Source organism: Niallia circulans (assembly GCF_007273535.1).
In the GTDB taxonomy this organism is placed as follows: Bacteria; Bacillota; Bacilli; order Bacillales; family Cytobacillaceae; genus Niallia; species Niallia circulans_B.
Genome location: NZ_RIBP01000004.1, coordinates 3,390,192 through 3,416,347 on the forward strand (window position 1 = coordinate 3,390,192; position 26,156 = coordinate 3,416,347).

Genomic DNA, 26,156 nt, shown 5'->3' on the forward strand with positions numbered 1-26,156 from the left:
TTCAACTCCGTCTTCTTTAAATTTCAACTAGTTTACGAGATGAATATTCTTGATTGGCCAATAAACAATATTTGTCGAGCCGACAACTTTATTTGCTGGAACAAAGCCGATAACCCGGCTGTCAGTGCTATTCCTTCGATTGTCACCAAGGACAAAAAAAGTATTCTTTGGAACACGTTCATGACCTAACAAACTTGTTAATGTAAAGTTTTCCGTTAATAGCACTCCACTCCTGTATAACTTCCGCAGTTCCTGTTTGTTATTTTCCAAATATGGTTCTTCATATGCTTTGCCATTTATATAAAGTGTATCGTTTTTATACTCTATTTTATCCCCAGGCATGCCAATGACTCTTTTTATATAATCCTCCTTTTCATTTGCATGGAATACAATGATATCAAACCGTTTAACCGTTCCCACCTTCGTTACAATCATCCTGTCTCCATTATCTAATGAAGACTTCATTGATTCACCGTCCACAATTATCGGAACAAAGATGAATAACCGGATAACCAGTACTGCAGCAATCGCAAACATGACTGATTTAAGCCATTCGTAGTTTTCATTGTTCAGCAAATTTTTCAACCTATCACTACCTTTTATTCTTCTTTTTACACCTATTATCGTACCATTTAATGGCATTAAATTGAACTAATTAAATTCCACTGTAAAGGAAATAATATACATGATGGCCACAGGAGGTATGATAATGAAAAACTGGAAAATGTATGTACTATTAATAGGACCAATGTTAACATTTTTATTATTTGGAGCAAAATCCTTTAGACGCTTTTTACCAACTGGTATTTTCAGCTCTCTTCTTATCTCGTTAATTAGCGAGTTTTCTAAAACCTATTCATGGTGGAAAGTCAAAAACCCAATCATTCCAGGAATCGCTACAGATATCACCTTTGTATTCGGGCTATTTTTTACATTAAATTTATGGATCTTTAAATTAACTTATGAAAAACTTTGGCTTTATATAATCACGAATATCTTTGCAGACTATTTATTTGCGTACCCGCTATCAGCACTTGCTCAAAAATTTAAAATATATAAACTGATCAACTTGAAAAAAAGCCAGCTTTTTGGACTCAGTTTAATTGTCGCAGCACTGAACTATGTATTTCACCGCTTTATTGTCGAGAAAGGAAAAAAGCAGATAAACTAGGCGCTTATCTGCAATGTATGGTAGGAGTTATTATTGAAGTCATTGCCCTGTTGTCTTATTGAATTCAAAAAGGTGTATACTTGATTTAATATATCATTGGTCGGCCATTTACAGATGGTTATTAAATATAAAGGATATCCGTTTAAGGTATTCTACTTCAGGATGATACCTAAGTTTGCTTAAAGTTCGATTTTTAAATTCTGATAAAACTTATTGAAATGGGCTATGAAGGATGTTTAGAACCCGCATACTTCTTAGTGGAAACACAATCTTTCCCCGCGGACAGCAAGTCGAGAGCACAATGAAACGAATTACTTTCCATCTCAATCTCCCTTGTTTTTTAGGTTAGCATTATGCAAGTTTGCTGCGTCTGCAATAAAAACCTTGAATCAGAAAAGATCCGAAATAGCGACTTATATCCGTAAAACCACATTCATGAAGGAGTTCAACCATTTGCTGATCAGAAATAACCTCTGTGCCCTTACCGAAATTTTCGGCAAAATCTAAAAATTCCTGCTCTGATACACCGTTTGCACACATATACTGCTTCCAAGCAGCCATTTGAATTTCAAAGGATGTACTATTTGAGTCTCCAAAAATAGCAGCAACCAAAAATGGTGCATCAGGGTTTAAGTGGTTTGCAACATTTAGGAGAAACTTGCGTTTATTGTCGATTCCCTTAATAAAATGAAGAACAAGTAAACAGGTTGCACCATCAAACTGTTCAGTGCTTGAAAACTCTTGCCATTCTAGCTGCTGAAAACGAATAGGATTATTTAAATGCTCTGTTCTGCTTTTAGCAAGCTCGAGCATAGGCTTCGAGGAATCCACCGCCATAAATGACCACTTAGTATCAACTCCTAAAGCTAAAAGCTCTTGGCCCCCTCCTGCACCAACAATTAAGATTGATTTTTCCTCCTCCTTATGAAGTGACACTGACATCAATTTGCTTGTAAGCTCATATAAAAGGAAATATCCTGCAATTTTTGTTGATATTTTCTGGCCATATGTAATTACCTTTGGGTTGTGCCAGCTTTTTGCTAACCTGTTTTTCATAACAATTCCTCCTATTACTCACTTAAATGTTTTTATTTACCTTCTGTTTCGTTATGATTACAATAAATGATATTAATAATCATTTTCAGTATAAAATGTAATCTTATCGAATGTAATCCCAAATTAGTGGGATATAAATCATTTAAATTAGAAATGAGGGATTTTATGGCAACGATTTTTTCAGCACAGACAAACTCCATTCAAGAATTCCTGCATAAGTGCCTAGCTGATTTAAAAAAGAGGGTTTACTTTGACGCAGCATGTTTTACGACTGTTGATACGGAAACATTGCTTTCAACAGGCGCTTATACGGATGACCGAATAGAAAACATTCATCCTTTATTATTTGAAAATGAATATTTAAGGCAAGATTATAATCATTTTGAAGATTTATTAACATCAGCTACTCATATTGCATCATTATGCAACGCGACAAATGGTGAACTGCACCAGAGTGACCGATTCCGTGAGATTCTTTCGCCTGCAGGTTTTGCTGATGAATTACGTGCAGTCATTATTCATAAAGGTAAATGCTATGGATTTTTGACATTGCTGCGCTCGAAAAAGGAAACAGTCTTTTCCAATATGGATATAGAAGTGCTAGCTTCGCTTTTACCACCTATTTCCTTCAATCTATATAAGCTTCTTGCCTTTCCCCAGAAGATTGACAGTGACGTTAATTGGGCGAAAAGTGTAATTCTACTAGATGAGGATTTTCACATTACCTCAGCAAATCAGGAAGGCTTTTTACTTGCCGACACGCTTCGGAAAGCCGAAAACATAGAAGCAAATGTATTACCACGTCCGCTTCGAGCTGTCTGCATGAAAGCAAAGGCCTTAAACACAAACAATACAGAGGAAAAGGAAGCAAAGGTATGTTTGCATCCTTCTGCTGGAGAATTCCTGACAATTCATGCGACAGTTTTGCAATCAGAAAAACAGCAATATGCGGTTTCCTGTCAACAAACAACACCACAGGAAATTCTAACGAAAACATCAGGCTATTATGGGCTCACGCTTCGCGAAAAACAACTAATATTCCATCTCCTTCATGGTGATTCCACGAAAGAAATAGCCGCAGCACTGTTTATTTCACCACACACTGTGCAGGATCATTTGAAGTCGATTTTCGAAAAGACGAATACGACGACTAGAGGTGAATTAATATGGGTGCTTCTTAATAAGTATAATTTCTCGATATAAAAAAAGACTTCACTATTGTGAGGTCTTCTTTTATAGCAGTTTACATTTAAACAGTCATTTTCCAGTTTGAAAAAGCCAACCAGTTTTCTTTTTGTTTATAATCTGGCATGATTTTCCCTACAAGACGCCAAAACGAACGATCATGGTTTAAATGGACCATATGACACATTTCGTGAATAACTACATAATCAATTACTTCACGTGGTGCCATTGCCAGCCTCCAATTGAAGGTTAAGCGCAAGTTGGAGTCACAGGTCCCCCAGTTCGTCTTACTATCTGTAATTCGTACAGAACGGGGTTTCGTTTTAAAATTACTTTGATAAATAGCAATACTCTTCTCCACTAAAGACTTACACTGCTGATAATAAAACCGTCTTAATGCTTGTTTGCTTTTTTCATCATTTAACTGCGTCACATATATATACAGTATTTCTTGTTCAAATACAACATAATCCTGACTTATAGTAGCATCTTGAACAATTTTTATAGGATATGAATTGCCCAAATAAAGAAAGCTCTCATTATTTTCATAGTGCTTTTCTTGCGGGCCATTCATTCTAGCCTTAATTTCTGCTAATTTCTCCTGAATAAGTTCCCATCTGTTTTCTAATGCTTGAAGTACTTTTTCATCAGGTGTTTTTTTCGGAGCTTGAACTTCAATTTCCCCATAGCTGTTAATCGATATCCCGATAGAAGTTCGGTTTTTGTATTTTACTTCATATTTGATTGTAGAACCTGAGTAAGTATGAAACATTTCTCATCACCTGCATACACTTTTCTGCACTTATCCTCGATATTGAACCGCCAGTCCTTTTAGGAAGTTTCTAGCAAATTTATCTCCACACTCTTTATAATTTTTATGCCCTTCTTTTCGTAATAAGGCACCTAATTCGCCTTTTGTTACTGTTAATCCTGCGTTTTCAAAAATATCTAACATATCATCAGTAGTTAATGACATGGCTATTTTGACTCTTTTTAACAGGAGGTTATTTATATGCTCCTTTTTTTGAGAAGATTGAGCTGGTGGATTAGGCATTCCTGGTTTAGGCTCTTGAACTCCCCTTTTGAAAATAATAAGTCCATTTAAAAAGGAGTCAAACATACTTGTTGTACATGTTAACTTGTCGTCATTTTCCTCTTCCTCATCATCAGACTTTGTGAGTATTTCGATCACTTCAGGCACCGTTACGTCAACACCGCCAAGCTTAAAAATCTCAACCATTTCTTTATTCTTAATTTCCAACGCATATCTTAATCGAATCACCATATCTTGAATTTCCATTATGTATAAACTCCTTGTTTTTAATAGTATCTTTCGTAACTAACAGGTACTTAATTTTAGTATAACTAATAATTCTTCGCAACAACCTGCATTAGTTAACTATTGGTTTTGTATGTAATAATTCTGCCTCGCAACGAATTAATGCAAAAATGGCAAGCATGAGTTCAGGATAACTGTTCTCACACCTGCCAACTAACAAAATCAAACAAACGCGAACTTTCTAAAGGTTAATCAATCAATTGTTTCCATATTCTGTTCGAAATTATCAAGCATTGCGCGCACTTCATCAGAAGTGGCTGTGCTCATCAATTGATTCCTTAATTCACCTGCACCTCTAAAGCCTTTCACATATATCTTAAAGAAGCGATGTAGTGCTTTAAATGAACGTGTCTCTAGCTCTTTAGAATATTTATCATGCAAATCAAGATGCAATCTTAAGAGGTTTAGCAATTCCTTACTGCTATGCTCTTGTGGCTCTTTTTCAAAGGCAAATGGATTTTTAAAGATACCGCGCCCAATCATAACGCCATCAATTTCATATTTTTTTGCTAGCTCCAAGCCAGTTTGGTAGTCAGGAATATCCCCATTTATCGTCAACAATGTATTTGGGGCAATTTCGTCACGGAGCTTTTTAATCGCCGGAATCATCTCCCAATGCGCATCTACTTGGCTCATCTCCTTACGTGTACGGAGATGAATCGACAGATTTGCAATATCTTGTTTGAAGATATGTGTCAACCAGTCTTGCCATTCGTCAAGTTCAGTATAACCAAGTCTTGTCTTCACACTAACAGGCAATCCGCCTGCTTTTGCTGCTTGGATGATTTCTGCAGCAACATCTGGACGGAGGATCAGACCGCTCCCCTTCCCCTTAGATGCCACATTAGGTACAGGACAGCCCATATTGATATCGACGCCGCGAAACCCAAGTTCTGCCATACCAATACTCATTTGGCGGAAATTCTCCGGTCTATCTCCCCAAATATGTGCAACCATTGGCTGCTCATCCTCTGTAAATGTCAAACGGCCGCGCACGCTTTGCTTCCCATCTGGGTGACAATAGCTTTCTGTATTTGTAAACTCTGTGAAGAACACATCAGGTCTTGCTGCTTCACTTACTACGTGACGGAAAACAACATCCGTCACCTCTTCCATTGGTGCAAGTACAAAAAATGGTCGTGGAAGGTCACGCCAAAAATTATTTGTCATAATCATATTCAAATCCTCTCAGGTTTGGGCTATTATGTTAGTCTTGTCCCATCTATATTAAAAATCAAACATGTTTTTTCTTATCTTTCACTTATAACATGCTTAAATACTTATAATCAATGAATACGTAATTTTAGATACTATCAACAAATAAAAAACGCTCCTTACGAAGTGTAAGAAACGTTCATTTCACTGTAAATGCATACAGTCAAGTTAATACCGGTGGCCGGGGTCGAACCGGCACTCCAGAGGAACACGATTTTGAGTCGTGCGCGTCTGCCAATTCCGCCACACCGGCATAATTGGAGCGGGTGATGAGAATCGAACTCACGACATCAGCTTGGAAGGCTGAGGTTTTACCATTAAACTACACCCGCAATTTAAGAAATAATGGCGGTCCGGACGGGACTCGAACCCGCGACCTCCTGCGTGACAGGCAGGCATTCTAACCAGCTGAACTACCGGACCAAATATAATTTTAAGTGTGTATGGAGGAGGAAAGGGGATTCGAACCCCTGCGCGGTTTGACCCGCCTGTCGGTTTTCAAGACCGATCCCTTCAGCCGGACTTGGGTATTCCTCCGTTTTTGGTGGAGCCTAGCGGGATCGAACCGCTGACCTCCTGCGTGCAAGGCAGGCGCTCTCCCAGCTGAGCTAAGGCCCCAAAACATAAATCTATATGGCGCGCCCGAAAGGAGTCGAACCCATAACCTTCTGATCCGTAGTCAGACGCTCTATCCAATTGAGCTACGGGCGCGTATTAATTTAATGTATTATAGTAATTCTGGAGCGGAAGACGGGGTTCGAACCCGCGACCCCCACCTTGGCAAGGTGATGTTCTACCACTGAACTACTTCCGCATATTAAAATTAATTTGGTGCGGGTGAAGGGAGTCGAACCCCCACGCCTTGCGGCGCTAGATCCTAAGTCTAGTGCGTCTGCCAATTCCGCCACACCCGCAAATTAATTTATCAATGGTGCCGACGAGAGGACTTGAACCCCCAACCTACTGATTACAAGTCAGTTGCTCTACCAATTGAGCTACATCGGCATATATGGTGGAGGATGACGGGATCGAACCGCCGACCCTCTGCTTGTAAGGCAGATGCTCTCCCAGCTGAGCTAATCCTCCGAATATTGGTGACCCATACGGGATTCGAACCCGTGTTACCGCCGTGAAAGGGCGGTGTCTTAACCGCTTGACCAATGGGCCATATTTTGTTGCTGAATCATCGTTTATTTCGTTTGTTGTATCAGCGACAAGGATTATTATATAAAGTAATACACAAACCGTCAATACATTTTTTAATATTTTTTTATTTTTTTTTATTTTATTGTTCTATAGGCTTTTTCCGTCTTATGATTATAACAAAAAAAGGAGTTGAATTCTAAGCATTCACTCCTTTCATTTCTATCTTATTGTTTGTAAAAAGGTGGAACACGCAGCCAGCCATGCTCATCCAAGTATTGTTTAACAGTCATGCCAGCCATCGTCTTTTTCAAAATGAATTTTGAAAACAACAGACCGACATCTGCCCGAATCGATTCCGTTAGTCCCCTTGCTCCGTAATTAACACCTGCAGCTAAGTTATAGGAAAGAAGATTAGCCATTTCTTCATCATTCAGCTTAGCTCCAGCTGGGATATCTTGAAAGTCCCCAAGTGGTTTTTGAGGCGTAGCCGGTGGCAGTGGAACTCCTTCCTTCTTCAAAAAATCCTGTAATTCATCCCGCATCGGAATATGTATCGTGTCTGTAATATCCTTTATGATAGATTTCAATTTCGGATCTTGCGCTAGATTATAAGATATTTCTTCATTACGAAGTGTCGTTTCTGTTGCTAACAAGTAAAACCACAAATTAGTGACCTCCATAACATTTAGTGGTCTTTTTTCACCATCTAAAAATGGCTCAAATGCATCATGCATGACATCCATTAGTTTCATTAAAAACCCCACCTATCTTAAGATGTTTTTCTTTATTTTTCCGAATTGGCAAAAAAACATGCTATGAAAAGTAAGTTTCTATTACTTTTTCTGCTGTCCTCACAGCTAGTGCCTGTGTTGTAAGGGTCGGATTGACGCCACCAAGTCCATTTACATGCACACTGTTGTCTGCAATATACAGCCTTTTTACTTGATAAGCTTCACAATTGCTATCGACTACGCGGCCAATTCTCATCGTGCTCTCCATATGTATCATAATTCCCGGAGGCCAATTAGAGCGATGCACTTTCTTTGCTCCGGCTTTTTTGAGGATGTCAGCAGCAAGACCTGCCAGCTTTACTTGCTTCCTCTCCGATTTTTTTGTTGCTTTATAACGGATTACTGGGACAAATCCATTTTCGTCAGACAGAAGGGGATCAAGTGTCACACCATTTTGCTCATCGACTTCATCATCTGTTGTTACTAATATACTTAATGACCGGGGGTATTCATCCATCCATTTCCTTAAAAAGGATCCGGCTAGGCCTCCCTCTATATCCCATGGATTCTCCGTCTGTCCATTTTGATTAAAGTAATAACCAGTTTCACTTAAACTGTAGAAGGAAGCAGTTAAACCTGGACTTAATCCGGTTGTCTGCAACGCCCCAAGTCCAGGATAGTCAAGCCTTGCTCCGCAATTATTACCAACAAAAGGTCTTATTTCTCCGCTCCCTAATATAGAAAGCAAGTCCTTTTCATCAAATATTCCGGTGATCCAGTCCATATAATGCGTTACTAAGCCTTTACCTACAAACTGGTTTTTTGGCAAGTTAGAATTCAACCATAGTCTTGGTGTTTCAATGCTTCCACAGGCTAACACAACCGTTGCTGCCCTTAACTCCTCCTGCTCCCCTGTCCAAGTATTCCTTACCTCCACTCCGATAGCACGCAGCTCTGAATCAATTGTTTCTGTCAGGATCTTCACAGCAAATGTGTTTGGCCTTATACATACATTTCCAGTTTTTAAGGCAAGGGGAATATAACTTACATTCGTTGAGCGCTTGGCTATTTTGTCGACAGACGGACCATGAGGGCACCCGTTGACACAGTGCCCAGAAAGTGTGCAGCCTTCCATCCACGAGAGCTGCTCATCGGTGACACCAGAAGAATGAATGATGGTCTTATTCGGGGGAAGAATAGCATTCGGCTGTGGGCGATAACCGGGCTTTTGTACATCTAATACTGGTGTGAAATTCATACCAAGCCTGCTCGCACCATAATAAAATAATTCCTCCTTGGCAGTAACAGCTGCAAATTGAACAGGCAGCTCTGCTTCAACCTTTTCATAATAAGGAACTAGCTCTTTGTAGGAAAACGGCCATTTACCGTCAATTGCCCGTGGATATGCTCTTGGACAATTTGCCGTATAAACTTGGGTGGTGCCTCCAACGCCTGCTGCTTGCCAAATCATTGCCTTTTGTTTAATATTGCGAAACCATTGCGCCTTGCTGCGATCTGCAGGACCCCACCGAAATCTGCCAGTGACAAGATCATTCATATTCATTTCTTCTTTATTCAGTAGCTCCTTGTATAGATGAATATTTAAATCAGTCAAAGAGCTGCTGGATTTTCCGCCTGCATCGAGATTAGGTTGAGGCCATTTTTGATTTCCATACCATGGACCTGCCTCAAGCACGAGCACCTTTAAACCTTTTTCACCTAATTCCTTTGCAATAACTGCGCCACCACCGCCAGATCCAATCACAATAACATCATGCATTTCCCATCAACCCCTCCCCTTTTTAGGCATGAATGCTATAAAACCACGTAAATCGCGATATGCATAGGAAGGGCCTGGATACTGTGTCAGTTGCCACCCAAGAGGAAAGTGCTCTAATCTTCTGTGCTCGGGAGAAAGTGCGGCAGAGCTTCCATAACCATTCCATTCAGAGTAAAACCCAAATAATGTTAACTGCTTTAAAACATCCATCATATTCTTTATCAATCCAAGATTATCCTTGTAAGGCAAACTCAAATGCTTTTTATTAATTTCAAGTCGATCTATTAATGAAATTGCCTTAAGCCTGTCTATTTGTGATAAATAAGTAAAAGGTCCGCCAAAAGGAAAGCCAGACACAGTTAAAGGGTTTATATTTTCACCTGACTGCATTAATGACACAGCACCATTATCAAGCAGTTGTGCTGTCGACTTAGCCATTGATGCAACATTCATTTGCCTCTTTATCTTTGGCGATATGGACTGATCCAGTATCGCTAATATATAGTCGTAAATCCTTAGCTCTAATGCTCCTGGCTCTACTTTGATTGATACATTTTGAAAATAATACGCTGCTGGAATAACAGCCTGTGCAAGTGATTGAAAGGTGGACATTATGTAAAGGTCACTGCTTCCTTTCCTAATCATGGCTAACCCCTTTACACTTTTATTTACTCTGTTAATAGTATTCAGCTTTAATTGTGGCTATGTCGGATATTTGCATGAAAAAAAGCACAAACAACATTGTGTTCATGCTTTTTTTCATGCTTTTAAGCAAATAAAATCATTTAACCGTCCGGCTTTCTAATCGGTCTTTTTTCTTGAAGGTCAGTTTAGTTTCTGACACAACCAACCCAGCTAATGTCAGAAGGATGCCCAATACTGACAGCTTTGTCAGTTGTTCATTTAATACAATCATGGAAGTCACAACTGTAATAACTGGCACCATATAAATATAAACACTCGTTTTAATGGCGCCTAATTTACTGACAGCCTTATTCCACGTTACAAAGCAAAGGGCTGATGCACCCAAGCCGAGAAACAGAAAATTAAATAAATTGACTGGGCCTGTAAACCTGTTGAGTCCAAGCTTAAAGTCAGACAAAAACAGTGCTGGCAGCATCAGGATAAGACCATAAAGAAAGACTCTACGTGTTGTCTGTATGGTATGGTAGCCATAGCTGGAGATTTTTTTCGTTAATACAGAATATGCAGCCCACACAACTGTTGCAGCAATTGCCAAAATATCTCCAAGTGGATTTATTTGGAAATATGCTGTGCCATTGTAGCTGATTAAGAATATCCCCATCATCGCCATGGCAAAGCCGGCAAAGAAATTCACCTTTAATGACTCATCCTTTAAAAACAGCATGGTAAGCAGCGCTGTTGAAAATGGAACCATTCCGCTGATGACCCCGACATTAGAGGCCAAAGTCATTGTTAAGGCAATGTTTTCGAGAAGATAATATAAGGTTACGCCACATAAACCAGCACATACAAATAATAGTTCCTGCTTTAATGGTTGAAGCTTCATCCTGTATGGAAATATAATCAGCAAAACGACAAAACCAATCACAAAGCGAAAGAACAAAATCTCAATTGGAGTAAAGTCAATCAGCAGCAGTTTTGTTGAAATAAACGTAGTTCCCCATATTATAATAGTCACAAGTGCTGCGATATGCCCATTTGATGCATAATTTCTCATAATATAATCCTCTTATTCTAATATATTCAGGCTCTTGCTTTTTCTTTATAAATGTCTCGATATTGGCCTGGTGACAAGCCAATAAATTCTATAAAAAAATTACTAAAATGACTTTGATCAGCAAATCCTATTTCGATTGAAACATCTATCGGCTTCATCCCATGCTCAAGCAGTTTTTTTGCTTGATTAATGCGGACTGTTTGCAAGTATCTATAGGGAGTTATTCCAAGACTGCGGGTAAATGAGCGCAAAAAAGTATACTTGTTCATACTACTTACAGCTGCTAAGTCGTCTAAAGTTAAATGATTTTTATAGTTTTCTTCTATGTATCTGCAAACAGCATCAAGACGGTTATCTGCCGCACTCGTTTTTCTGTCTTCTGGAGCTGAACTCCATTCTTTTATTAAGTATTCCATCAAAAAATAAAAGCTTTCTTCCTTTTCAAGACCATTTTCCTTTTTCATTATCATCTCATGTAATTCCTTTAATAATGATGCATAACTCGTTTTAACAAGTACGGGTGAGGTGAAATAAGGAAGATAATCCTTGCCCATAATTTCCTTGGCCACCATAGCCATTATTTCTGGATTGATATTAAGGCAGCGATAATCTAAAGCACGATGGTCAACTTGTTCACATGCATGGTTATCAAATGGATTAAAAATGATCATATCCCCTTTATTAATCACATATTCCTTATGTTTGCATGTCAATTTTCTTTGTCCGTTCTCTATAAATCCAATTACATAATATTCATGAAAATGATTCGGGAATTTCTGCATGATTCCATTGAAGTGATATGCTTCAATCTGCAGCTTATCATCATACATAACAGCCCTTTTCTCCCTGCTCATTCGTAATTCTCCTTTCCATATTGTGATCATAAAACAAGTGTAGCATAGGTGATTACAGACTATCTTGTATGATATTGACCAATTCAAATAAAAAAGCCTTGCGTTGTAAAAAGCAAAGCGACAAGATTTGTATTATGTTGTTATAGCTGAAATTTCCTCTTAATGATTGAAGCTACTTCAGCAGGACTTTTAGTTGTGTTATTAATCTTTAAATAATTTTCCATTTGCAGCTCCCCTTCTTTCGAATTCAAGCGATACTTTGTAAGGGAGCTTTTAAGCTCGGCTTCCGACCAGTCTACATTTCTTTTTGTCGGTTTATGTTCCAGCCTGTTCGGAGTTTTGTTTCTTAGCAGCCGCTCCTTTACGTCTGCCTCCAATTCAACATAATAAACGGTGCCGCCTTGCTTTTTAAAGATATCACTGATTTTTTCAACATACTCCCAATCCTCTTGGAGATTGAATGCCCATACATAGGTAAAAATTAGTCCATGAAGATTACTCTTTGCAACTGATTCGAAGATTTCCTGGCGAAACAATTGGACAAGGCGATTTCCTTCTGACGTCCCATAGCCAAAAAAATTACTTACTAAATCAATCGACATATGATTATGAAAAAGCTTCAATTCTGTTAATGCTGCTAATTCCTGACCAACAGTCATCTTGCCAACAGCCTGCGGACCGAATATTAAAACAAACTTCATATGTTTCTCCTTTCCCATTCCAATTAATAAGAAAAATCCTCTACTAAATGATAGAGGAGAACTTGGCACTTAACCAAACAATATTTCTTTCTACTTCCATAAACTACGAAAGCAATGTGCCCATCTAGGAAAAATGCAACTTACACAGGCTGTCCTGGAAGGCCCTTTCCCCACACCTGTTTAAATGTGCTGATTCTTTGCATACCAGTGATGAGCGGTCTTGCTTGCATGATCAACGATTGAACTCCTTCAAGTGATAAGGATGCCTCATGAGCGGCTTTATCTGTCCACACTTCATAAACATAGACACTATCAAGCTCTGTGTCTGAAATGTTAATTGTATACAGCTCACAACCTTCAACTGCCTCCATCGAAGAAGCGGCTTCCATTAAAATCGCTGCAAGCATATCTCTATTCTCAGGTTTTGCTGTAAACTTACCGTACAATCCGAATTTATCCATAATATCTTCCTTCTTTCTCCCTAATTTAATTGAAGCCTGACTAGTAAGATAAGCCGTCTTTCTCACATCTTAATCGCTTCACAAGAATATACTGACTGCTTTCCTTTATCGGATGCTCTTTAATAACCCCTGCAATCTCATACCCCTGCTTGCGGTAAAATTCAGGGGCTTGACAACTAAACGTATCAAGTTGAATATGACTGCATTTGTATTCTAGTGCACACTCCTCGATTTTCTGCAGAAGGCTACTTCCACACCCACACCCTCTAATAGATTCATCAACCCATAATGATTCAATTTGCAGGTGATGCCAAAACATAACACCAGTTATACCGCCAACAATTGCATTGTTATCATCTCTAGCAGTAAAACAAATTTTGTTGACAGGATGTTTTATAGTTTCTGGCAATTGTGACAGATTATATTCAACTACTCTCTTCCGAAGAAAATCACTGTTTTCTGAATAATCTTCCCTGCAAATGTTCATTCTCAATTCCTCCCTTCAGCAATTTGTATTGTGCTAACTATTAACTTAAGTTCAATAACGCTTACCAATAACTTAATTTAAGGAGAAAATTCTTAGTTTATTCCTTACTATTAGCCAATACCCTCCTAATCCGGTTCATTAACCAGCTTATAAAGTTTTGAGTAAGGGTTTTCTGCATTTTTTTTAAAAGTTCATTCGTTTGATTTTACATGGAATAATTCTCCGTTTATTCTCTTTATCCCTTCTTACAAAATACAAAAAAACCGAACTTATTAATCAATGTTGATTAATGAGTTCGGTTTTTACACAGATTCTATATACTTATGTCCCAGCCTCTTTGAATTAGCATATTATATCCTTATGACCGAATCTCTTATTCCGCGTTTTACACCAGCTCTGTTGTCCATTCAATCATGTTAAGCTCTTCTATCAGTGCATTTACTCGGTCAATTGTCAGGTTTGCCTCAGGGAATTCTGCTAATTCCTTTAAAGTCTTTGTTCTCATCGCAAAAATACCTGGTGGATTGGCGATTCCTGGGGCATGTTTTTCAAGGACTGCAGCGGAAGATTTTTGCGCAAGCACGTCGATAAGTCTTGATTCATCAGTAAACCTGACTGTTAGTCCGTACTTATTTGCGTATTGGAAATGGTAGCTGCCAGAGCCGACTGTTAAGATAACTGTATCTTCTTGTTCCTTGACAGAATAAATTCCTGTTGAGGCGGCAAGTAGTTTCCCTCCTTCAGTAACAGCTTCTATTTGTGCATATGGCAATGTTATTTCTGCTGTTGTATTTGCAGGAATGACCACTTTCAACTCTATTTTGTCTGCTGTTTTACGCCATTCTGAATGAATTCTGCCATACATAGATTCAAGAACTGCTTTTGCATAGGTTAGATGGATTCCTGCAAACTGCGGTTTAATGCGAATCCGTTTATAAGCAGGCATCCCTTCATCCATATCAAGTCCAGCAACAGCTCTGTACAGCCAATCACCAATAGCACCATAAGCGTAATGATTAAAGGAATTCATGTCATCGCTCCAAAATGAACCGTCTTCTTTTATCCCGTCCCAGTGCTCCCATATTGTTGTTGCACCTTGCTTAACAGAATACAGCCATGAAGGATAGCTCTCCTGCAGCAATAGTCTGACTGCTGTTTCATGATATCCCGCTTTAGATAGAGCAAAACATAGATATGGTGTACCGACAAAACCAGTCGTTAAATGGTAATCGTTTTGCAGGATTAGTTCGTTTAACTCTCGCGCTGTCCGTTCCTTCACCTTACCGTCCACTAAGTCAAACATGAGTGCAAGCACATGTGCTGTTTGTGTTGGAGAAACGAGCCTGCCTGAAGGCGAGACAAATTCAAAGTTAAAAGCCTTAACAATTTTCTCTAGCAATGCTTCATAGTGTTGTGCCTCATCCCATTTGCCAAGCACCTTAGCAGCATCTCTTAAAATTCTAGTTGAATGGGCGTAAAAGGCTGTTGCCACAAAATCCTTCGGAGTTGCTCCGCTGTAGCTACCTGATGGTGCATCGAGGGCGAGCCAATCGCCGAAATTGAAGCCAACCACCCAAAGATATTCGTTTTCTCCTTGCATATGCATATATTCAACCCATGCCTTCATGCTTTCATATTGCTCCTCTAACAACCTTCTGTCTCCATATGCCTTGTAAACCTCCCACGGGATGATAGTCGCTGCATCGCCCCATGCTGCTGCATTTGCCCCGCCAACGACCGCTGGAATTACAAAAGGAACGCCACCGTCTGAATGCTGCTCTGCTTTAAGGTCACGCAGCCATTTCGTGAAAAATGGACCACCGTGATAATTGAATAATGCTGTCTGGATAAACACCTGGGCATCACCTGTCCAACCAAGCCGCTCATCTCGTTGCGGACAATCTGTCGGCACATCAAGAAAATTGCCTCTTTGCCCCCAGACGATATTTTCCTGAAGCTTATTCACGAGCTCGTTAGAACACTCGAATTCACCTGTTGGCTGCATATCAGAATGAATGACTTCACCAATAAAGTTTTCAAGCGGCAGTCCGTTCTCCTGATAAGGGTAGCCTTCAATTTTCACATATCGAAAGCCTTGAAAAGTAAAGTGAGGAGCGTAGCTTTCAAGCCCAGTTCCTTTCGTTATATATTCAACCTGCTGATCTGCTTTGCGCAAATTTCCAAAATAAATATTTCCATCCTTATCAAGCACCTCAGCATGCTTTAAAACGATATGTGTGCCGCTTGTCGCTTTAACTGAAAAGCGGATTCTGCCAACCATGTTTTGCCCCATATCAATGACCGTATCCCCTGATGGTGTGATAAATGTGCTGATAGGCTTGATTAACTCGGTAACTTTTGTTGGCCAATTTTCTTGTGCAACAAGCTGTGATACAGGCATACGCTGCACTGTCGTATGATACCAAGCACTGTCATTAAAACCTGGACAGCTAAAGCCTTCCTGTTCAAGCCTTGCATCGTATCTTTCCCCTTGATAAAGTTCGGAATAAACAACAGGTCCCGTCGCTGCCTTCCATGACGTATCTGTAGGAATAATAATCTCTGTGCCATCCTCATACCTCACATGTAGTTCAAAAAAGGCTGCCCGTCTGTCTCCATATATATGTCGCTTGTTTTCCCATGTTAGATTTCCTTTGTACCAGCCGTCAGCAAGCATGATACCTAAACCGTTAGGACCAGCCTGAAGACTTGATGTCACATCATATGTCTGATATTGAAGGCGTTTATGGTAGCTGGTCCAGCCTGGTGTAAGTAAATCATCCCCAACGCGTTCTCCATTTACATAAAGTTCATACAATCCTAATCCAGTCCCATAAATACGAGCCGAAACAATTTTTGACTGAAGATTAAATTCTTTTCTTAACAGAAACACAGCTTCACTTAATGGATCGATTTCATCCTGTGCTGGTGTAATCCATTGTGCTCTCCAGCTATTTTCATTTAAAAAAGCTGTTTCCCACCAAGCGGTTTCACTCCAAGCCGATTTTCGGTCTTTGTTGTCCCAAATCTTCACCCTGTAGTAGTATCTTGTTTTTCCTTTAAGCTCTGGTCCCCCGTATTCAATATGCAGAGATTCTTGGGAGTAAACGATGCCTGAATCCCACAATAAAGATGTAAAATCCGCCCTATCAGATACATGAATTTGGTAAGTCCTTTGTACTATTCCCCTTTCACTTGATGCAATTTTCCAGCTGATACGAGGCTTTTTTATGTCGAGTCCAAGTGGATTTGTTCGATATTCACATGTTAATGCAGCAACCTTTAAATCTGTCATTCTATCTATTCCTTTCTTTTATAGAGATTTCATTGCACACTTCATACAATTTAATTAGTTTAATCAGTAAGTAAACCTCTAAGTAATTTTTTAGGAAACAATTATTTCATCAATAGGTTCGTCACCTGCTTCGTCTTTTCCTTCCATTTCTGGTATAGGAAGGACAGCTATAGCAGAAAGTATGGAGAATGCTGCAAGAACCAAGAAGAACATTGTATAGCCATCACCGCCGAATGTACTTGCACCGAAAGCAATTAGTACAGGTGCTGCAAAGCTGACTAATGTGGAAGCCATATTTGTAGTCGTATTCATTATTGAAATATCCTTAGCAGCATTTTCCTTTGAAGGCAGAATACGATTAACAAGGGCATTATCAACAGCATTGTACATTCCAAATCCAAAGTTAAAAATGAAGTTTCCGACAATTACCCAGGCCACACTTGTAGAAAAAGCAAAGGCAACAAGGCAAAGTGCTGTTATGAGTGCTGCTCCCATTACAAATGGTTTTTGCTTTTTGACTTTATCTGATAAAAAGCCGCCAAGAATACCCGCTCCCACCATTAGAATAATCGTAGGCGCAGTAAGTCCCATTATTTGAAAAATTTTCGTTTCACTCAAGTGAAACCTAGCGATATAAAATAGTGTCAGCATATTCAATCCAGCATTGGAGAAATTAATGAACAGCTTTGTCAAAAGTGCCCAAGTATAAGCTGGATGCTGCTTAAAGCTTGGATAAAAGCCGCGAATACCAGATGATTTTTTTTCCTTGTTTTCTGTTCTCGCAAAGTGATTATCCTTTATAAGAAGTGCTGCAGCTATGCCTCCAATCAACTGGATAATAATTAAAGTAATCATCTTCTGTTCAAGCGTCGAATCTGCAAACACTCCCATCAGCATTTGACCTGACATAACAAACGCTGGTGCTGAAGCTCCAATTAAGCCTGACACACGACCAAACTTTTCTGGATTTACCTGCTCTGGCACAATGGCATAACAGGATAATGAAACCATGCCATAAAAGAAGTTCGCCAAGCATAACGAGATAATAAACATTGGAATAGTAGCAGCATATGTCAGCAGCACCATCGAAATCGCACCGAGAATGCTGCCCGCTACCATCCAAAATCTTCTTCTTCCCATCCTGATCCTCGTCTTATCTGCAATAACACCACCAAACAATCCAAATACAACAACGGCAATTCCTGTGATGCCTGACGCAGTTCCATATACAGCAGTCGCATTCTCCTGTCCGACAATTCTTATCACAATAAAGGTAGAAAGACCAAATCCTAATAAAACTAATGGCGCTATAGAAGTGCCAACACCCAGCATTGCGGCTACTATTAATCTCTTAAAAGGCGTTTTATTCCAGACAACCGTCTCCATCATTACCCCTCCATAAAATGCATTTCATAAGGCAAACTCTTCCTTGGACGCTGATTTATAACAGTAAACGCTTTCATATCATTCAGTGGCTAATCAGAGAATATTCTTACTTGATTCAAAGATTTATCAACAATAGATATTTTGCATGAATCTACTCCCTAAAGCGTGGGAGCAGATGTTACTTCAATTATTAACAAGGGAGCTGGATTTAGCAATTTGTCCAAGAAAACGCGCACTTTCCTTCACCTTCCGTTTTTGTGTGGTACGGTCTACCTCGATTAACCCAAACTTCTTAGTATAGCCTGAATTCCACTCATAATTATCGAATGTTGACCAATGAAGATAGCCTCTTATATCAATCCCATCCTCCAAACATGACTGCAGGCCTGCTAATCCTTTGCGAATAAATTCGACCCGTCTGCTGTCATTATCTGTGGCAATTCCATGCTCCGTAATAATAATTGGAATAGATATAGACTGAGCTACCTTACGGACTACATTAGACAGTCCTTCTGGATAAAATTCATAGCCCATTTGTGTCAATTCTGCCTCTTTATTTGGCTGGACTTGGCCGTCTGGACCATATACTTCTCTTGTGTAATTTTGCAATCCAAAAAAATCATCCTCTTCTATCATAGGCAAATATTGACTAAAATAACTTTGCCATTTTGCTGCAGCTAGTTCTTCTCCACCTTGAATACTTTGAACATCAGACAACGCCATTGACAGTCCAACTAATGTGTTTGGCTGGACGCTCTTTATCGCTTGACGAGCTTTTTGGTGGGATTGACGAAGAATTTTGAGTGAATGTTCATCAGAAAGCATATGAAAGGTAAAATACTGATCACTCGTTGCACCGCAAAGCTTTGCTGCTTCCTCTCTCCAACCAGGAGCTGTCCACGAATCTCGCTCAATTCCAACTGGCGGAATAAAGCCGATACTAGTAAAAAGCTCTCGAAGCATGACAGGGAGATTCACTTCATTCATCGTCAACACATATGGAATTAAGTCACCAAGCTCTCGAAATACAACTTCGCAATATTTTGCAAAAAAATCAGGAACATCAGGGCTTGCCCACCCGCCAAATTGCATTAACCATTTTGGCGAGGCAAAGTGATGCATTGCAACAAAAGGGGTAATATTGTGTTTATAACATGTTTCAAGGACATCGCGATAATGATTAATTGCCGTTTGGGAATATTGCCCTGGCTCTGGCTCAATTCGCGCCCATTCAATTGAAAACCGAAAAACCTTTAATCCCAGACTGGCCATAAGGGCAATATCTTCTTTATACAGAGTGTAATGATCGATGGCTTTACCTGATTTCTCATTATATGGCGAGCCTTCGACTTGCTCCTCTGCCCAAAAATCACTATTATCATTATTGCCCTCCACTTGATGCCCTGCTGTTGCTGAACCCCAAAGGAATTGCTTCGGAAAATCATAAGTCATTATAAATACCTCCTAATATCTTTTTCCTTGCTTTGTGATTCTAATTGTAGCAAGCGTTTTCATTTGTTTTAATGGCATATACAAAGAAGATGTTTGCTCGATTCAAAGATTTAGGAAGTAATCATAATCATCCTTAAAAAAGAAACATTACTGATTTCTATCCCTGTATTCCTTTGGAGTCTGTTGATATATTTCATTAAATTTTTTGTAGAAAAAAGACACACTCGAATACCCTACCTCTTCAGAAATTTCTGGAATAGGCATAAGAGAATTTGTTAAGTAAAGGGCCGCTTTATTAACCCGTTGGATTTGCAGCAAGTCTGTAAATGACTTTCCAGTTGCTTTTTTCAATATCGCAGAAATATAGTTTGGATGATATTTAAACTGATCAGCCATATCTGTTAGGCTGCATTCCTTGCAGTGACTTTCTATATACTCCAACAAATTTAAAACGATCAAGTCCTTTTCTGTCCTGTTGTTTCTCTCTATGCTTGTTAAGCTGTTGCTGTGGCGGATTAACTCCGTAAACATGATAAATAAATAAGCATCTATCATTCCAGAAGTGAAGGCATCTTCCTCAAAATATTCACACATAATATGCTCCATAATGTCATTAAAGTTAGAGCTTGCTTCAAAAGGAAAATACAGGTACTTATTTGCACTTCGGCTGTCAATCAGAGAATCTACTAAAAATTGAGAAATTATACTTCTGTTTGTGAATCTACTTAAAAAGCTTGAAGACAAGTAATCGTGCTTCAGTTTTATTTCTATAATAATATCTTCTTTTGCTGTTTCCATTACCGTATGGGGAGTATTTTTGTCAATCATGATGATTCCCCCTTCCTGTATATTTATGATATCCTCCTGCATGATAATCTGGCATCTGCCTTGATAAACATAGATCAGCTCAATGTATTGATGAATATGCAATGGTACAAAGGCAGTAGGAGGGCATTGCGAAATAAAGATATTATCTTCAATCGGATTATGGAACGGATCAAAAATCATATTAAACTCGTACAGCGGCTCGCCATTAATGCTTCCAATCGGTTCAACCTGATAGGTGTTTTTTATTTGGTCCCAGTCAGGAGGAGCCATTTTATTATAGCTTTCAAGCTTCAGTCTTAATTCGGCACTATTCATTGCCACACCCCTTTTGTTTTCTTTTGTTTTTTACCTTTTTAATTTATTTAACTTTGTTTTTTATTTGTTTATGCGCTTTCGCTTTTATTTACATCATAAATATAACATATTAGCATTTAAAAATATTTAAAAAAAGATATGCTGACTTTTCCCTTAGCTCTGTCATTCCGGCATTTTTGTTTCCTTAATGATTTGCAGTCACCTCAGTTGTCTGCCAATAAAGCTCATTAAAATACCTAGCAACTTTATATTTAATAAAAAAAACAGCACTGCAAAACAGTACTGTCATTTATACCAATCAGCTTGCTCCATATGAACAAAGGGAATGTCTGTATCAATAAGCCCTTCTACTTTCTCAATCTGTAAATCCTCCCCTTCGAGCCACTTTGCAAAATCGAATTCAATAGGCTTTTGATCACCGCCGAGTGCAAACCACGCTTTTTGAACGGTAGGAAAATAGGCGGAAGTATGGATTGTTCCAGCCCAAGCTCCATACAGCTTGGAGAATATGCCTGAATCACTGTCATTCAACAGCTTAAATGCTGCTTCTCCGTCCGTATTACTAGTTTGATTTTCCTCGATAATTTCCAATCTTCGTTTTGAATCATCCAAAACATGACGATTTTCTTCTGTCATGACATTAAAATGATTTGTGCATGAATAACCTCTTCTTACCTCTACTCGTCTTGGGGAGGTTTCGACGATGAATGGAGTGTCACAGCTTTTGTCAAACAGTACATAGCTAAAGGAATGACGGTGCGGAATTTCTTTCAGCAAAGCAGCTGCTTCTTCAGCAGACCCGCAAAGCTCTAGTATAAGCCTTCCGATCATATTACACACAAAGCCTGTGCCAGGACGTTTTCGATTCATGAAATTATAGCCCATCGTCAAGCCCTTTTCATTCATGCCATCCATTCGGCCTGTTCCTCTTTGGCTTGGCCCGATTATGGCATTTCCCCCGTCTGTCGGCTGAAAGATTGTATACCTGCCATCATAGGTTTTCGGATGATAATCATAATTACGAATTAAATAATCATTCCCGACATAAATGGAACAGCCTGACTTGTCGATATCAAGACGATAGCCGCAGAATTCTAATAGCACCCGTTCCATTGGCCAGCCCAATGCATCACGATAACCTTCAAACTCTTCCCAAATAAGTGGTGCAAACCTCGCAAAAATCTGTTTTGTTTCCTCGACATCTATCGAAAATTTCGGCTTTCTTACCTTCCATTGCTTTTCTCTGTTTTTAACAAGTATCGAATCCTTGAAATACTCGCCTTGTTTCAAGCCAAAATTATAATGCGTTCCCCGAAACTGCAAGACGTCTGCATAAACTTTTTTCATTATGTATCCTCCCATCTGTTCTATTAAATAGGATACTTGTAAAAAGAAGTGATGGAAAGGAATAAGCTAGACAAAAACATGAAAAAACCAGCCCCAACATTATGAGGCTGGCTACTATTTATACTTTAAACTTACTGATCAGTTCTTTTAAGTTTTCTGCTAAATGACTCAATGCCTGTGCAGATGCTGCGATTTCCTCCATTGATGCAAGCTGCTCCTCTGCTGAGGCAGCCACATTTTGCGAATGCATAGATGTTTGCCCAGATATCGTTCGAATATCAGAAACAGTTGCCACAACTCCCTTTGTACCTTCTGCCAGTATTTCAGAGGTTCCCGCCATCTCAGCAATTTGGGCTGTCAAGCTTTCCATAAATTCCATGATCTCTGTAAAGTTTGCTTTTGTCTGCCCGACAATTTCAAGCCCTTCTTGCACATCTAATGTGACTTGCTCCATTGAAGCGTTTGATTGCACCATATCTGCTTGGATTGTTTTAATAAGTGCTGAAATCTGTGCAGACGATTGTTGGGACTGCTCTGCCAGCTTTCTGACTTCATCTGCAACTACGGCAAAGCCCTTTCCATTTTCTCCTGCTCTTGCCGCCTCAATCGCTGCATTTAATGCTAATAAATTCGTCTGGTTAGCAATATCTGTAATGACATTTGTGATTTTCTCAATTTCTTGTGAACGTGAATCAAGATTTTTAATTGCTTCACCAGTTTTCGCAACAGAATGATGGATTTCTGTAATCTTTTGGACTGTTTTATCTACAAAAACCCCACCATTTTTGGCCTTTTCTGTTGCCTTTATGCCAACAGCAGACACAGATTGAGCATTTTGGGCAATAGATTGAATTCCATCTGTCACATCTCCAAGCGCATCAGCGCTGTCTTGTACATTTGTTGCTGATTGGTCTGCACCATTTGCAACCTGCTGGATAGACTCAGTAATCACTTCTGTAGCTCTGCTCGTCTCTTCTGAGCTTGCAGTCAACTCTTCAGAGGAAGATGCAAGCTGCTCAGATGTCGATATCACTTCATTCATCATTACTTTTAAACTGTCGGCCATTTTATTGTAGCTAACAGATAGATTTTTTAACTCATCAGAGGATTCATCAGCAACAGTCGCCGTAAAATCTCCGTTTCCTGCTAGTTCCAATGCAGAAGTAAGCTTTTTGAGTCTTTTTCTAATCGTTCTTGTAAATAAAAAGATGACAACAGAAGCAATGACAATTACCACTATCAGCACAATAATAAACTTTGTTATGAAAGAAGATAAAATACTGTCAATCATTGCTTCTGAAGCACCGACATACATAATTCCAACAACCTCACCAGCAGCATTTTTCAACGGCATATATGCTGTCTGATATTCTTTTCCGACTACTATTGCTTCCCCATAAAAGGATTTTCCATTTGTTAATACTGTGTCAATCACTTCTTGAGAGGCTTGCGTTCCTGTTGCCCGTTTGCCATCTATCATTACATTCGTTGCAATTCTCGTATCATTTAAGAAAAATGTAACTGTATCGTCTGTTTCCTTACCAATCAAATCTACTAACTGGTTATTATCATTTAAAACAGTCTCACCCTTTAAGAGCTTGTCCCCCTCGACAGTCCAATTACCAGGGTATTTACTATCTACATAGTTATAACCAAGCGCGAGGTCACCCTTCGCTTTTTCTATCGCAAATTCCTTTATCCCCTTTGAAATCTCACTATATGCCAAAAAACCGATAACAACGGATAAAACAATTATTACAGCAAACACAATTAAATTAATTTTTGTCCCTAGCTTTAATTTAAGCTTTAACCTCATGCTTCTTCCCATCCCTTAACAGTTTAGCAATTTATTTTGCTAATGGTTGTATCGGTGCAATTATATAAATTTTTATAGCTTTTTGAGGCGATAGAAAAATATTGTTGTATAACAGAGGGAAACACTTCCATAACTTCTATTCATTAGAAAAAAAGACGGAGGATAGCCTATAAATAAGCTTTTCCACCGTCTTAGTGTTTATGCCATTATTTCACCGTTAAGATGACTCGTTGATAATGCTTTAACGCATGAGCGCCATCATCCTGTACTTCTACAATTACATGAAGCGTATCTCCAGATTTCGCATCCTCTGGAACAGTGAAGCTAACCGTATCACTGTCCTTGCCTGTTAGTTCAATCGTATCTGTTGTTTCTCCTTCTGCCAGTTCACGTTGAAGACCAAGCTGAAGACCATCAACAACTTCAGCGATTGTATCTTTTTTGGCTACCTTTGACTCTTCGTACGTATCTGCTTCAAAATATCTCCACCATTTAAAGGATAGCTTGTCACCATCAGGGTCACTAGCATTCGCATGCAACGTTACCTTCTCTCCCTTTTCCACCGTTAAATCTACGCCTTCTGTAACTTCAACTGTTGGATTATGGTTTGCATCCTCATAACTTTCTGCCGTCAGCCAATCTGCGCGTGCTGCAAAGTCGCTTTGAATATCATCGAACCAGCGTGTTAAGGAATACTCTGCTTCATATCTGTTTGCGTACACATTAAAGTCTGTAACAGTGTTTTTATACACCTTGCTGCTGACAGCGTCAAAACGGCCGCCCCAGCCTCCATATGTCGGATTCTCTAAGCTTCTTAATCCGTTGTCAATTAAGTAGAAGAAAGATGGAGAATCACCTTCAGAAATAAAATCATATTTATTATATTGAGGATTTTTCTCTAAATATTCGTCTGTTCCGCGCTGCTCCTCAAAAAGCTCTCCTTCAATCATCTTGCCGTCACCCATTAACGCATACATATCCATTAACGGTCCATGGCCGACAATATTTTCTTTATGCCAAGCACCTGTCAGCTTTGTGTTCAGCTCTTCTGAATGTAATTGCCAAGCGTAAGCGAAATGCCAGAAATTCGAAGTATCATTAATGATGCGGATATCTGGCCAGTTTTTCGCAATATACTTGCTATAACTGTCATCCTGATCCAAAATAATGTAAAGTACAAGCTTATCACTTACTTTTGATTTTACACTTTCCCAATCATCTGACTTGCTGTATTCTTCTTCAATTGATTTCAGTGCACGAGCAGTTGTGTTAGTTCCACCCCATGTCTGTACATATAAATCACTGTCGTCATCATTAAGGAACAGCTCCTTCAAAAACTGGGAACCATCTGTTTCTTCTTCCATTTCACCTACATTGGATATATTGCCAATCTTTGTGATGCTGCGCAGGTAATCCGGTTCTGGGTAGCCATCTGCATGCTTTTCAAGATTTGGATACGCATCCTCATAGGCATCGATCATATTAGTCAGCCACTCTGTACCCGTCCATCTTAATGGCTCAATTCCTTTATCTTTATCACCCGCATAATGATAGACAGAACTCGTTAACACTATTCCTTCTAAATTCATCTCATTTGCATAAAGTAAGTAGCGAAGAACAGAGTTCATATCATCCACTTCACCATCTGTAGTTATCACCGTTCTTGCCTTTTGCTTTTCTGCTGTTTTCGTATCAGTATCTGTTTTTGGTTCACTTGCAGGACCGCTTTCCTCCTTACTACTGTTTGTGCAGCCAGCAAAAATAGCACAAACAAGCAGCAATAACACGATTAATCCTGTTCTTTTCATGTCCTTCATCCCCTCTTTCTGTTTAGTAGGCATGATTTTTGTTAATAAAAAACAAAAAACCTAAACAAGCACATGAAAATC

22 protein-coding genes and 11 tRNA genes are annotated in these 26,156 nt (G+C 39.2%); 2 read left to right on the forward strand and 31 right to left on the reverse strand.

Annotated features, from left to right (window positions below):
* Positions 1-27: 27 nt before the first annotated feature.
* A complete protein-coding gene (gene lepB / locus CEQ21_RS24855; RefSeq protein ID WP_268879002.1) occupies positions 28-585 on the reverse strand; it encodes a signal peptidase I in 558 nt (185 codons plus the stop codon).
* 124 nt (positions 586-709) lie between these two features.
* Here lepB and CEQ21_RS24860 point away from each other — a divergent pair, with 124 nt between their 5' ends.
* Positions 710-1,171 (forward strand): hypothetical protein, encoded by a 462-nt coding sequence (locus tag CEQ21_RS24860; RefSeq protein WP_185766863.1) that lies wholly within the window; start codon positions 710-712, stop codon positions 1,169-1,171.
* A 351-nt stretch (positions 1,172-1,522) separates the two neighbouring features.
* On the opposite strand, the gene CEQ21_RS24865 is transcribed toward CEQ21_RS24860, so the two are convergent.
* Positions 1,523-2,227: a class I SAM-dependent methyltransferase gene (locus tag CEQ21_RS24865; protein ID WP_185766864.1), complete on the reverse strand. Its 705-nt coding sequence runs from the start codon at positions 2,225-2,227 to the stop codon at positions 1,523-1,525.
* Between the two features lie 165 nt (positions 2,228-2,392).
* Here CEQ21_RS24865 and CEQ21_RS24870 point away from each other — a divergent pair, with 165 nt between their 5' ends.
* On the forward strand, positions 2,393-3,430 hold the full coding sequence (locus CEQ21_RS24870; RefSeq protein ID WP_185766865.1) for a helix-turn-helix transcriptional regulator: 1,038 nt from the start codon (positions 2,393-2,395) through the stop codon (positions 3,428-3,430).
* A 46-nt stretch (positions 3,431-3,476) separates the two neighbouring features.
* Here the strand turns inward: CEQ21_RS24870 and CEQ21_RS24875 are convergent, their stop codons facing one another.
* The 29 genes from CEQ21_RS24875 to CEQ21_RS25015 form a co-directional block, all read right to left on the reverse strand.
* Entirely contained in the window at positions 3,477-4,184 is a 708-nt protein-coding gene (locus tag CEQ21_RS24875) for a M48 family metallopeptidase (RefSeq protein ID WP_185766866.1), read from the reverse strand.
* Between the two features lie 30 nt (positions 4,185-4,214).
* Entirely contained in the window at positions 4,215-4,712 is a 498-nt protein-coding gene (locus CEQ21_RS24880; RefSeq protein ID WP_185766867.1) for a YehS family protein, read from the reverse strand.
* 231 nt (positions 4,713-4,943) lie between these two features.
* The gene (locus tag CEQ21_RS24885) at positions 4,944-5,921 is read right to left on the reverse strand and encodes a tRNA dihydrouridine synthase (RefSeq protein WP_185767417.1); all 978 of its coding nucleotides are present in this window, start codon (positions 5,919-5,921) and stop codon (positions 4,944-4,946) included.
* 217 nt (positions 5,922-6,138) lie between these two features.
* Positions 6,139-6,219: transfer RNA gene (locus CEQ21_RS24890), tRNA-Leu, on the reverse strand.
* Between the two features lie 5 nt (positions 6,220-6,224).
* A tRNA-Gly gene (locus CEQ21_RS24895) sits at positions 6,225-6,298 on the reverse strand.
* Positions 6,299-6,312: 14 nt separating this feature from the next.
* Positions 6,313-6,389, reverse strand: a tRNA-Asp gene (locus CEQ21_RS24900).
* Positions 6,390-6,410: 21 nt separating this feature from the next.
* Positions 6,411-6,503: transfer RNA gene (locus tag CEQ21_RS24905), tRNA-Ser, on the reverse strand.
* Between the two features lie 5 nt (positions 6,504-6,508).
* Positions 6,509-6,584 (reverse strand) — tRNA-Ala (locus CEQ21_RS24910).
* Positions 6,585-6,600: 16 nt separating this feature from the next.
* Positions 6,601-6,677 (reverse strand) — tRNA-Arg (locus CEQ21_RS24915).
* Between the two features lie 28 nt (positions 6,678-6,705).
* Positions 6,706-6,780, reverse strand: a tRNA-Gly gene (locus CEQ21_RS24920).
* A 15-nt stretch (positions 6,781-6,795) separates the two neighbouring features.
* Positions 6,796-6,880 (reverse strand) — tRNA-Leu (locus CEQ21_RS24925).
* A gap of 15 nt (positions 6,881-6,895) precedes the next feature.
* Positions 6,896-6,971: transfer RNA gene (locus CEQ21_RS24930), tRNA-Thr, on the reverse strand.
* Positions 6,972-6,976: 5 nt separating this feature from the next.
* Positions 6,977-7,052: transfer RNA gene (locus CEQ21_RS24935), tRNA-Val, on the reverse strand.
* A 6-nt stretch (positions 7,053-7,058) separates the two neighbouring features.
* Positions 7,059-7,133, reverse strand: a tRNA-Glu gene (locus CEQ21_RS24940).
* A gap of 203 nt (positions 7,134-7,336) precedes the next feature.
* Entirely contained in the window at positions 7,337-7,864 is a 528-nt protein-coding gene (locus tag CEQ21_RS24945; protein ID WP_185766868.1) for a DUF3231 family protein, read from the reverse strand.
* A gap of 61 nt (positions 7,865-7,925) precedes the next feature.
* Positions 7,926-9,623, reverse strand: coding sequence for a GMC family oxidoreductase N-terminal domain-containing protein (locus CEQ21_RS24950; protein WP_185766869.1), 1,698 nt, complete (start codon positions 9,621-9,623; stop codon positions 7,926-7,928).
* A gap of 6 nt (positions 9,624-9,629) precedes the next feature.
* Positions 9,630-10,268 carry a hypothetical protein gene (locus CEQ21_RS24955; protein ID WP_185766870.1) on the reverse strand — a complete coding sequence of 213 codons (639 nt, stop codon included), beginning with the start codon at positions 10,266-10,268 and terminating at the stop codon, positions 9,630-9,632.
* A 136-nt stretch (positions 10,269-10,404) separates the two neighbouring features.
* On the reverse strand, positions 10,405-11,325 hold the full coding sequence (locus tag CEQ21_RS24960; RefSeq protein WP_185766871.1) for a DMT family transporter: 921 nt from the start codon (positions 11,323-11,325) through the stop codon (positions 10,405-10,407).
* A 26-nt stretch (positions 11,326-11,351) separates the two neighbouring features.
* The gene (locus CEQ21_RS24965) at positions 11,352-12,179 is read right to left on the reverse strand and encodes a helix-turn-helix domain-containing protein (protein WP_185766872.1); all 828 of its coding nucleotides are present in this window, start codon (positions 12,177-12,179) and stop codon (positions 11,352-11,354) included.
* A gap of 140 nt (positions 12,180-12,319) precedes the next feature.
* Positions 12,320-12,880: an AAA family ATPase gene (locus CEQ21_RS24970; RefSeq protein WP_185766873.1), complete on the reverse strand. Its 561-nt coding sequence runs from the start codon at positions 12,878-12,880 to the stop codon at positions 12,320-12,322.
* A gap of 140 nt (positions 12,881-13,020) precedes the next feature.
* Positions 13,021-13,341 carry a putative quinol monooxygenase gene (locus tag CEQ21_RS24975; protein ID WP_185766874.1) on the reverse strand — a complete coding sequence of 107 codons (321 nt, stop codon included), beginning with the start codon at positions 13,339-13,341 and terminating at the stop codon, positions 13,021-13,023.
* A 40-nt stretch (positions 13,342-13,381) separates the two neighbouring features.
* On the reverse strand, positions 13,382-13,828 hold the full coding sequence (locus CEQ21_RS24980; protein ID WP_185766875.1) for a GNAT family N-acetyltransferase: 447 nt from the start codon (positions 13,826-13,828) through the stop codon (positions 13,382-13,384).
* Positions 13,829-14,213: 385 nt separating this feature from the next.
* On the reverse strand, positions 14,214-17,123 hold the full coding sequence (locus CEQ21_RS24985) for an alpha-L-rhamnosidase (protein ID WP_185766876.1): 2,910 nt from the start codon (positions 17,121-17,123) through the stop codon (positions 14,214-14,216).
* 90 nt (positions 17,124-17,213) lie between these two features.
* Positions 17,214-18,512: an MFS transporter gene (locus tag CEQ21_RS24990; protein ID WP_185766877.1), complete on the reverse strand. Its 1,299-nt coding sequence runs from the start codon at positions 18,510-18,512 to the stop codon at positions 17,214-17,216.
* Positions 18,513-18,692: 180 nt separating this feature from the next.
* On the reverse strand, positions 18,693-19,961 hold the full coding sequence (locus tag CEQ21_RS24995) for a glycoside hydrolase family 1 protein (RefSeq protein ID WP_185766878.1): 1,269 nt from the start codon (positions 19,959-19,961) through the stop codon (positions 18,693-18,695).
* Positions 19,962-20,108: 147 nt separating this feature from the next.
* Positions 20,109-21,104, reverse strand: a complete 996-nt coding sequence (locus CEQ21_RS25000) for an AraC family transcriptional regulator (RefSeq protein WP_185766879.1) — start codon at positions 21,102-21,104, stop codon at positions 20,109-20,111.
* A gap of 285 nt (positions 21,105-21,389) precedes the next feature.
* A complete protein-coding gene (locus CEQ21_RS25005; protein WP_185766880.1) occupies positions 21,390-22,451 on the reverse strand; it encodes a C45 family autoproteolytic acyltransferase/hydolase in 1,062 nt (353 codons plus the stop codon).
* 118 nt (positions 22,452-22,569) lie between these two features.
* Positions 22,570-24,267 carry a methyl-accepting chemotaxis protein gene (locus tag CEQ21_RS25010; RefSeq protein WP_185766881.1) on the reverse strand — a complete coding sequence of 566 codons (1,698 nt, stop codon included), beginning with the start codon at positions 24,265-24,267 and terminating at the stop codon, positions 22,570-22,572.
* Between the two features lie 206 nt (positions 24,268-24,473).
* Positions 24,474-26,075, reverse strand: a complete 1,602-nt coding sequence (locus tag CEQ21_RS25015; RefSeq protein ID WP_419181607.1) for a DUF1593 domain-containing protein — start codon at positions 26,073-26,075, stop codon at positions 24,474-24,476.
* Positions 26,076-26,156: the final 81 nt, after the last annotated feature.

Excerpts from the sequence above, each read along its gene's own strand:
- CEQ21_RS24960 (WP_185766871.1), bottom strand. The coding sequence starts at position 11,325 with ATGAGAAATTATGCATCAAATGGGCATATCGCAGCACTTGTGACTATT.
- CEQ21_RS24985 (WP_185766876.1), bottom strand. The coding sequence starts at position 17,123 with ATGACAGATTTAAAGGTTGCTGCATTAACATGTGAATATCGAACAAAT.
- CEQ21_RS24980 (WP_185766875.1), bottom strand. The coding sequence starts at position 13,828 with ATGAACATTTGCAGGGAAGATTATTCAGAAAACAGTGATTTTCTTCGG.
- CEQ21_RS24965 (WP_185766872.1), bottom strand. The coding sequence starts at position 12,179 with ATGAGCAGGGAGAAAAGGGCTGTTATGTATGATGATAAGCTGCAGATT.
- CEQ21_RS24875 (WP_185766866.1), bottom strand. The coding sequence starts at position 4,184 with ATGTTTCATACTTACTCAGGTTCTACAATCAAATATGAAGTAAAATAC.
- CEQ21_RS25000 (WP_185766879.1), bottom strand. The coding sequence starts at position 21,104 with ATGAATAGTGCCGAATTAAGACTGAAGCTTGAAAGCTATAATAAAATG.
- CEQ21_RS24870 (WP_185766865.1), top strand. The coding sequence starts at position 2,393 with ATGGCAACGATTTTTTCAGCACAGACAAACTCCATTCAAGAATTCCTG.
- CEQ21_RS24990 (WP_185766877.1), bottom strand. The coding sequence starts at position 18,512 with ATGATGGAGACGGTTGTCTGGAATAAAACGCCTTTTAAGAGATTAATA.
- CEQ21_RS24865 (WP_185766864.1), bottom strand. The coding sequence starts at position 2,227 with ATGAAAAACAGGTTAGCAAAAAGCTGGCACAACCCAAAGGTAATTACA.
- CEQ21_RS24955 (WP_185766870.1), bottom strand. The coding sequence starts at position 10,268 with ATGATTAGGAAAGGAAGCAGTGACCTTTACATAATGTCCACCTTTCAA.
- CEQ21_RS24995 (WP_185766878.1), bottom strand. The coding sequence starts at position 19,961 with ATGACTTATGATTTTCCGAAGCAATTCCTTTGGGGTTCAGCAACAGCA.
- CEQ21_RS25010 (WP_185766881.1), bottom strand. The coding sequence starts at position 24,267 with ATGAGGTTAAAGCTTAAATTAAAGCTAGGGACAAAAATTAATTTAATT.
- CEQ21_RS25005 (WP_185766880.1), bottom strand. The coding sequence starts at position 22,451 with ATGAAAAAAGTTTATGCAGACGTCTTGCAGTTTCGGGGAACGCATTAT.
- CEQ21_RS24880 (WP_185766867.1), bottom strand. The coding sequence starts at position 4,712 with ATGGAAATTCAAGATATGGTGATTCGATTAAGATATGCGTTGGAAATT.
- CEQ21_RS24860 (WP_185766863.1), top strand. The coding sequence starts at position 710 with ATGAAAAACTGGAAAATGTATGTACTATTAATAGGACCAATGTTAACA.
- CEQ21_RS24950 (WP_185766869.1), bottom strand. The coding sequence starts at position 9,623 with ATGCATGATGTTATTGTGATTGGATCTGGCGGTGGTGGCGCAGTTATT.
- CEQ21_RS24885 (WP_185767417.1), bottom strand. The coding sequence starts at position 5,921 with ATGACAAATAATTTTTGGCGTGACCTTCCACGACCATTTTTTGTACTT.
- CEQ21_RS24945 (WP_185766868.1), bottom strand. The coding sequence starts at position 7,864 with ATGAAACTAATGGATGTCATGCATGATGCATTTGAGCCATTTTTAGAT.
- CEQ21_RS25015 (WP_419181607.1), bottom strand. The coding sequence starts at position 26,075 with ATGAAAAGAACAGGATTAATCGTGTTATTGCTGCTTGTTTGTGCTATT.
- CEQ21_RS24970 (WP_185766873.1), bottom strand. The coding sequence starts at position 12,880 with ATGAAGTTTGTTTTAATATTCGGTCCGCAGGCTGTTGGCAAGATGACT.
- CEQ21_RS24975 (WP_185766874.1), bottom strand. The coding sequence starts at position 13,341 with ATGGATAAATTCGGATTGTACGGTAAGTTTACAGCAAAACCTGAGAAT.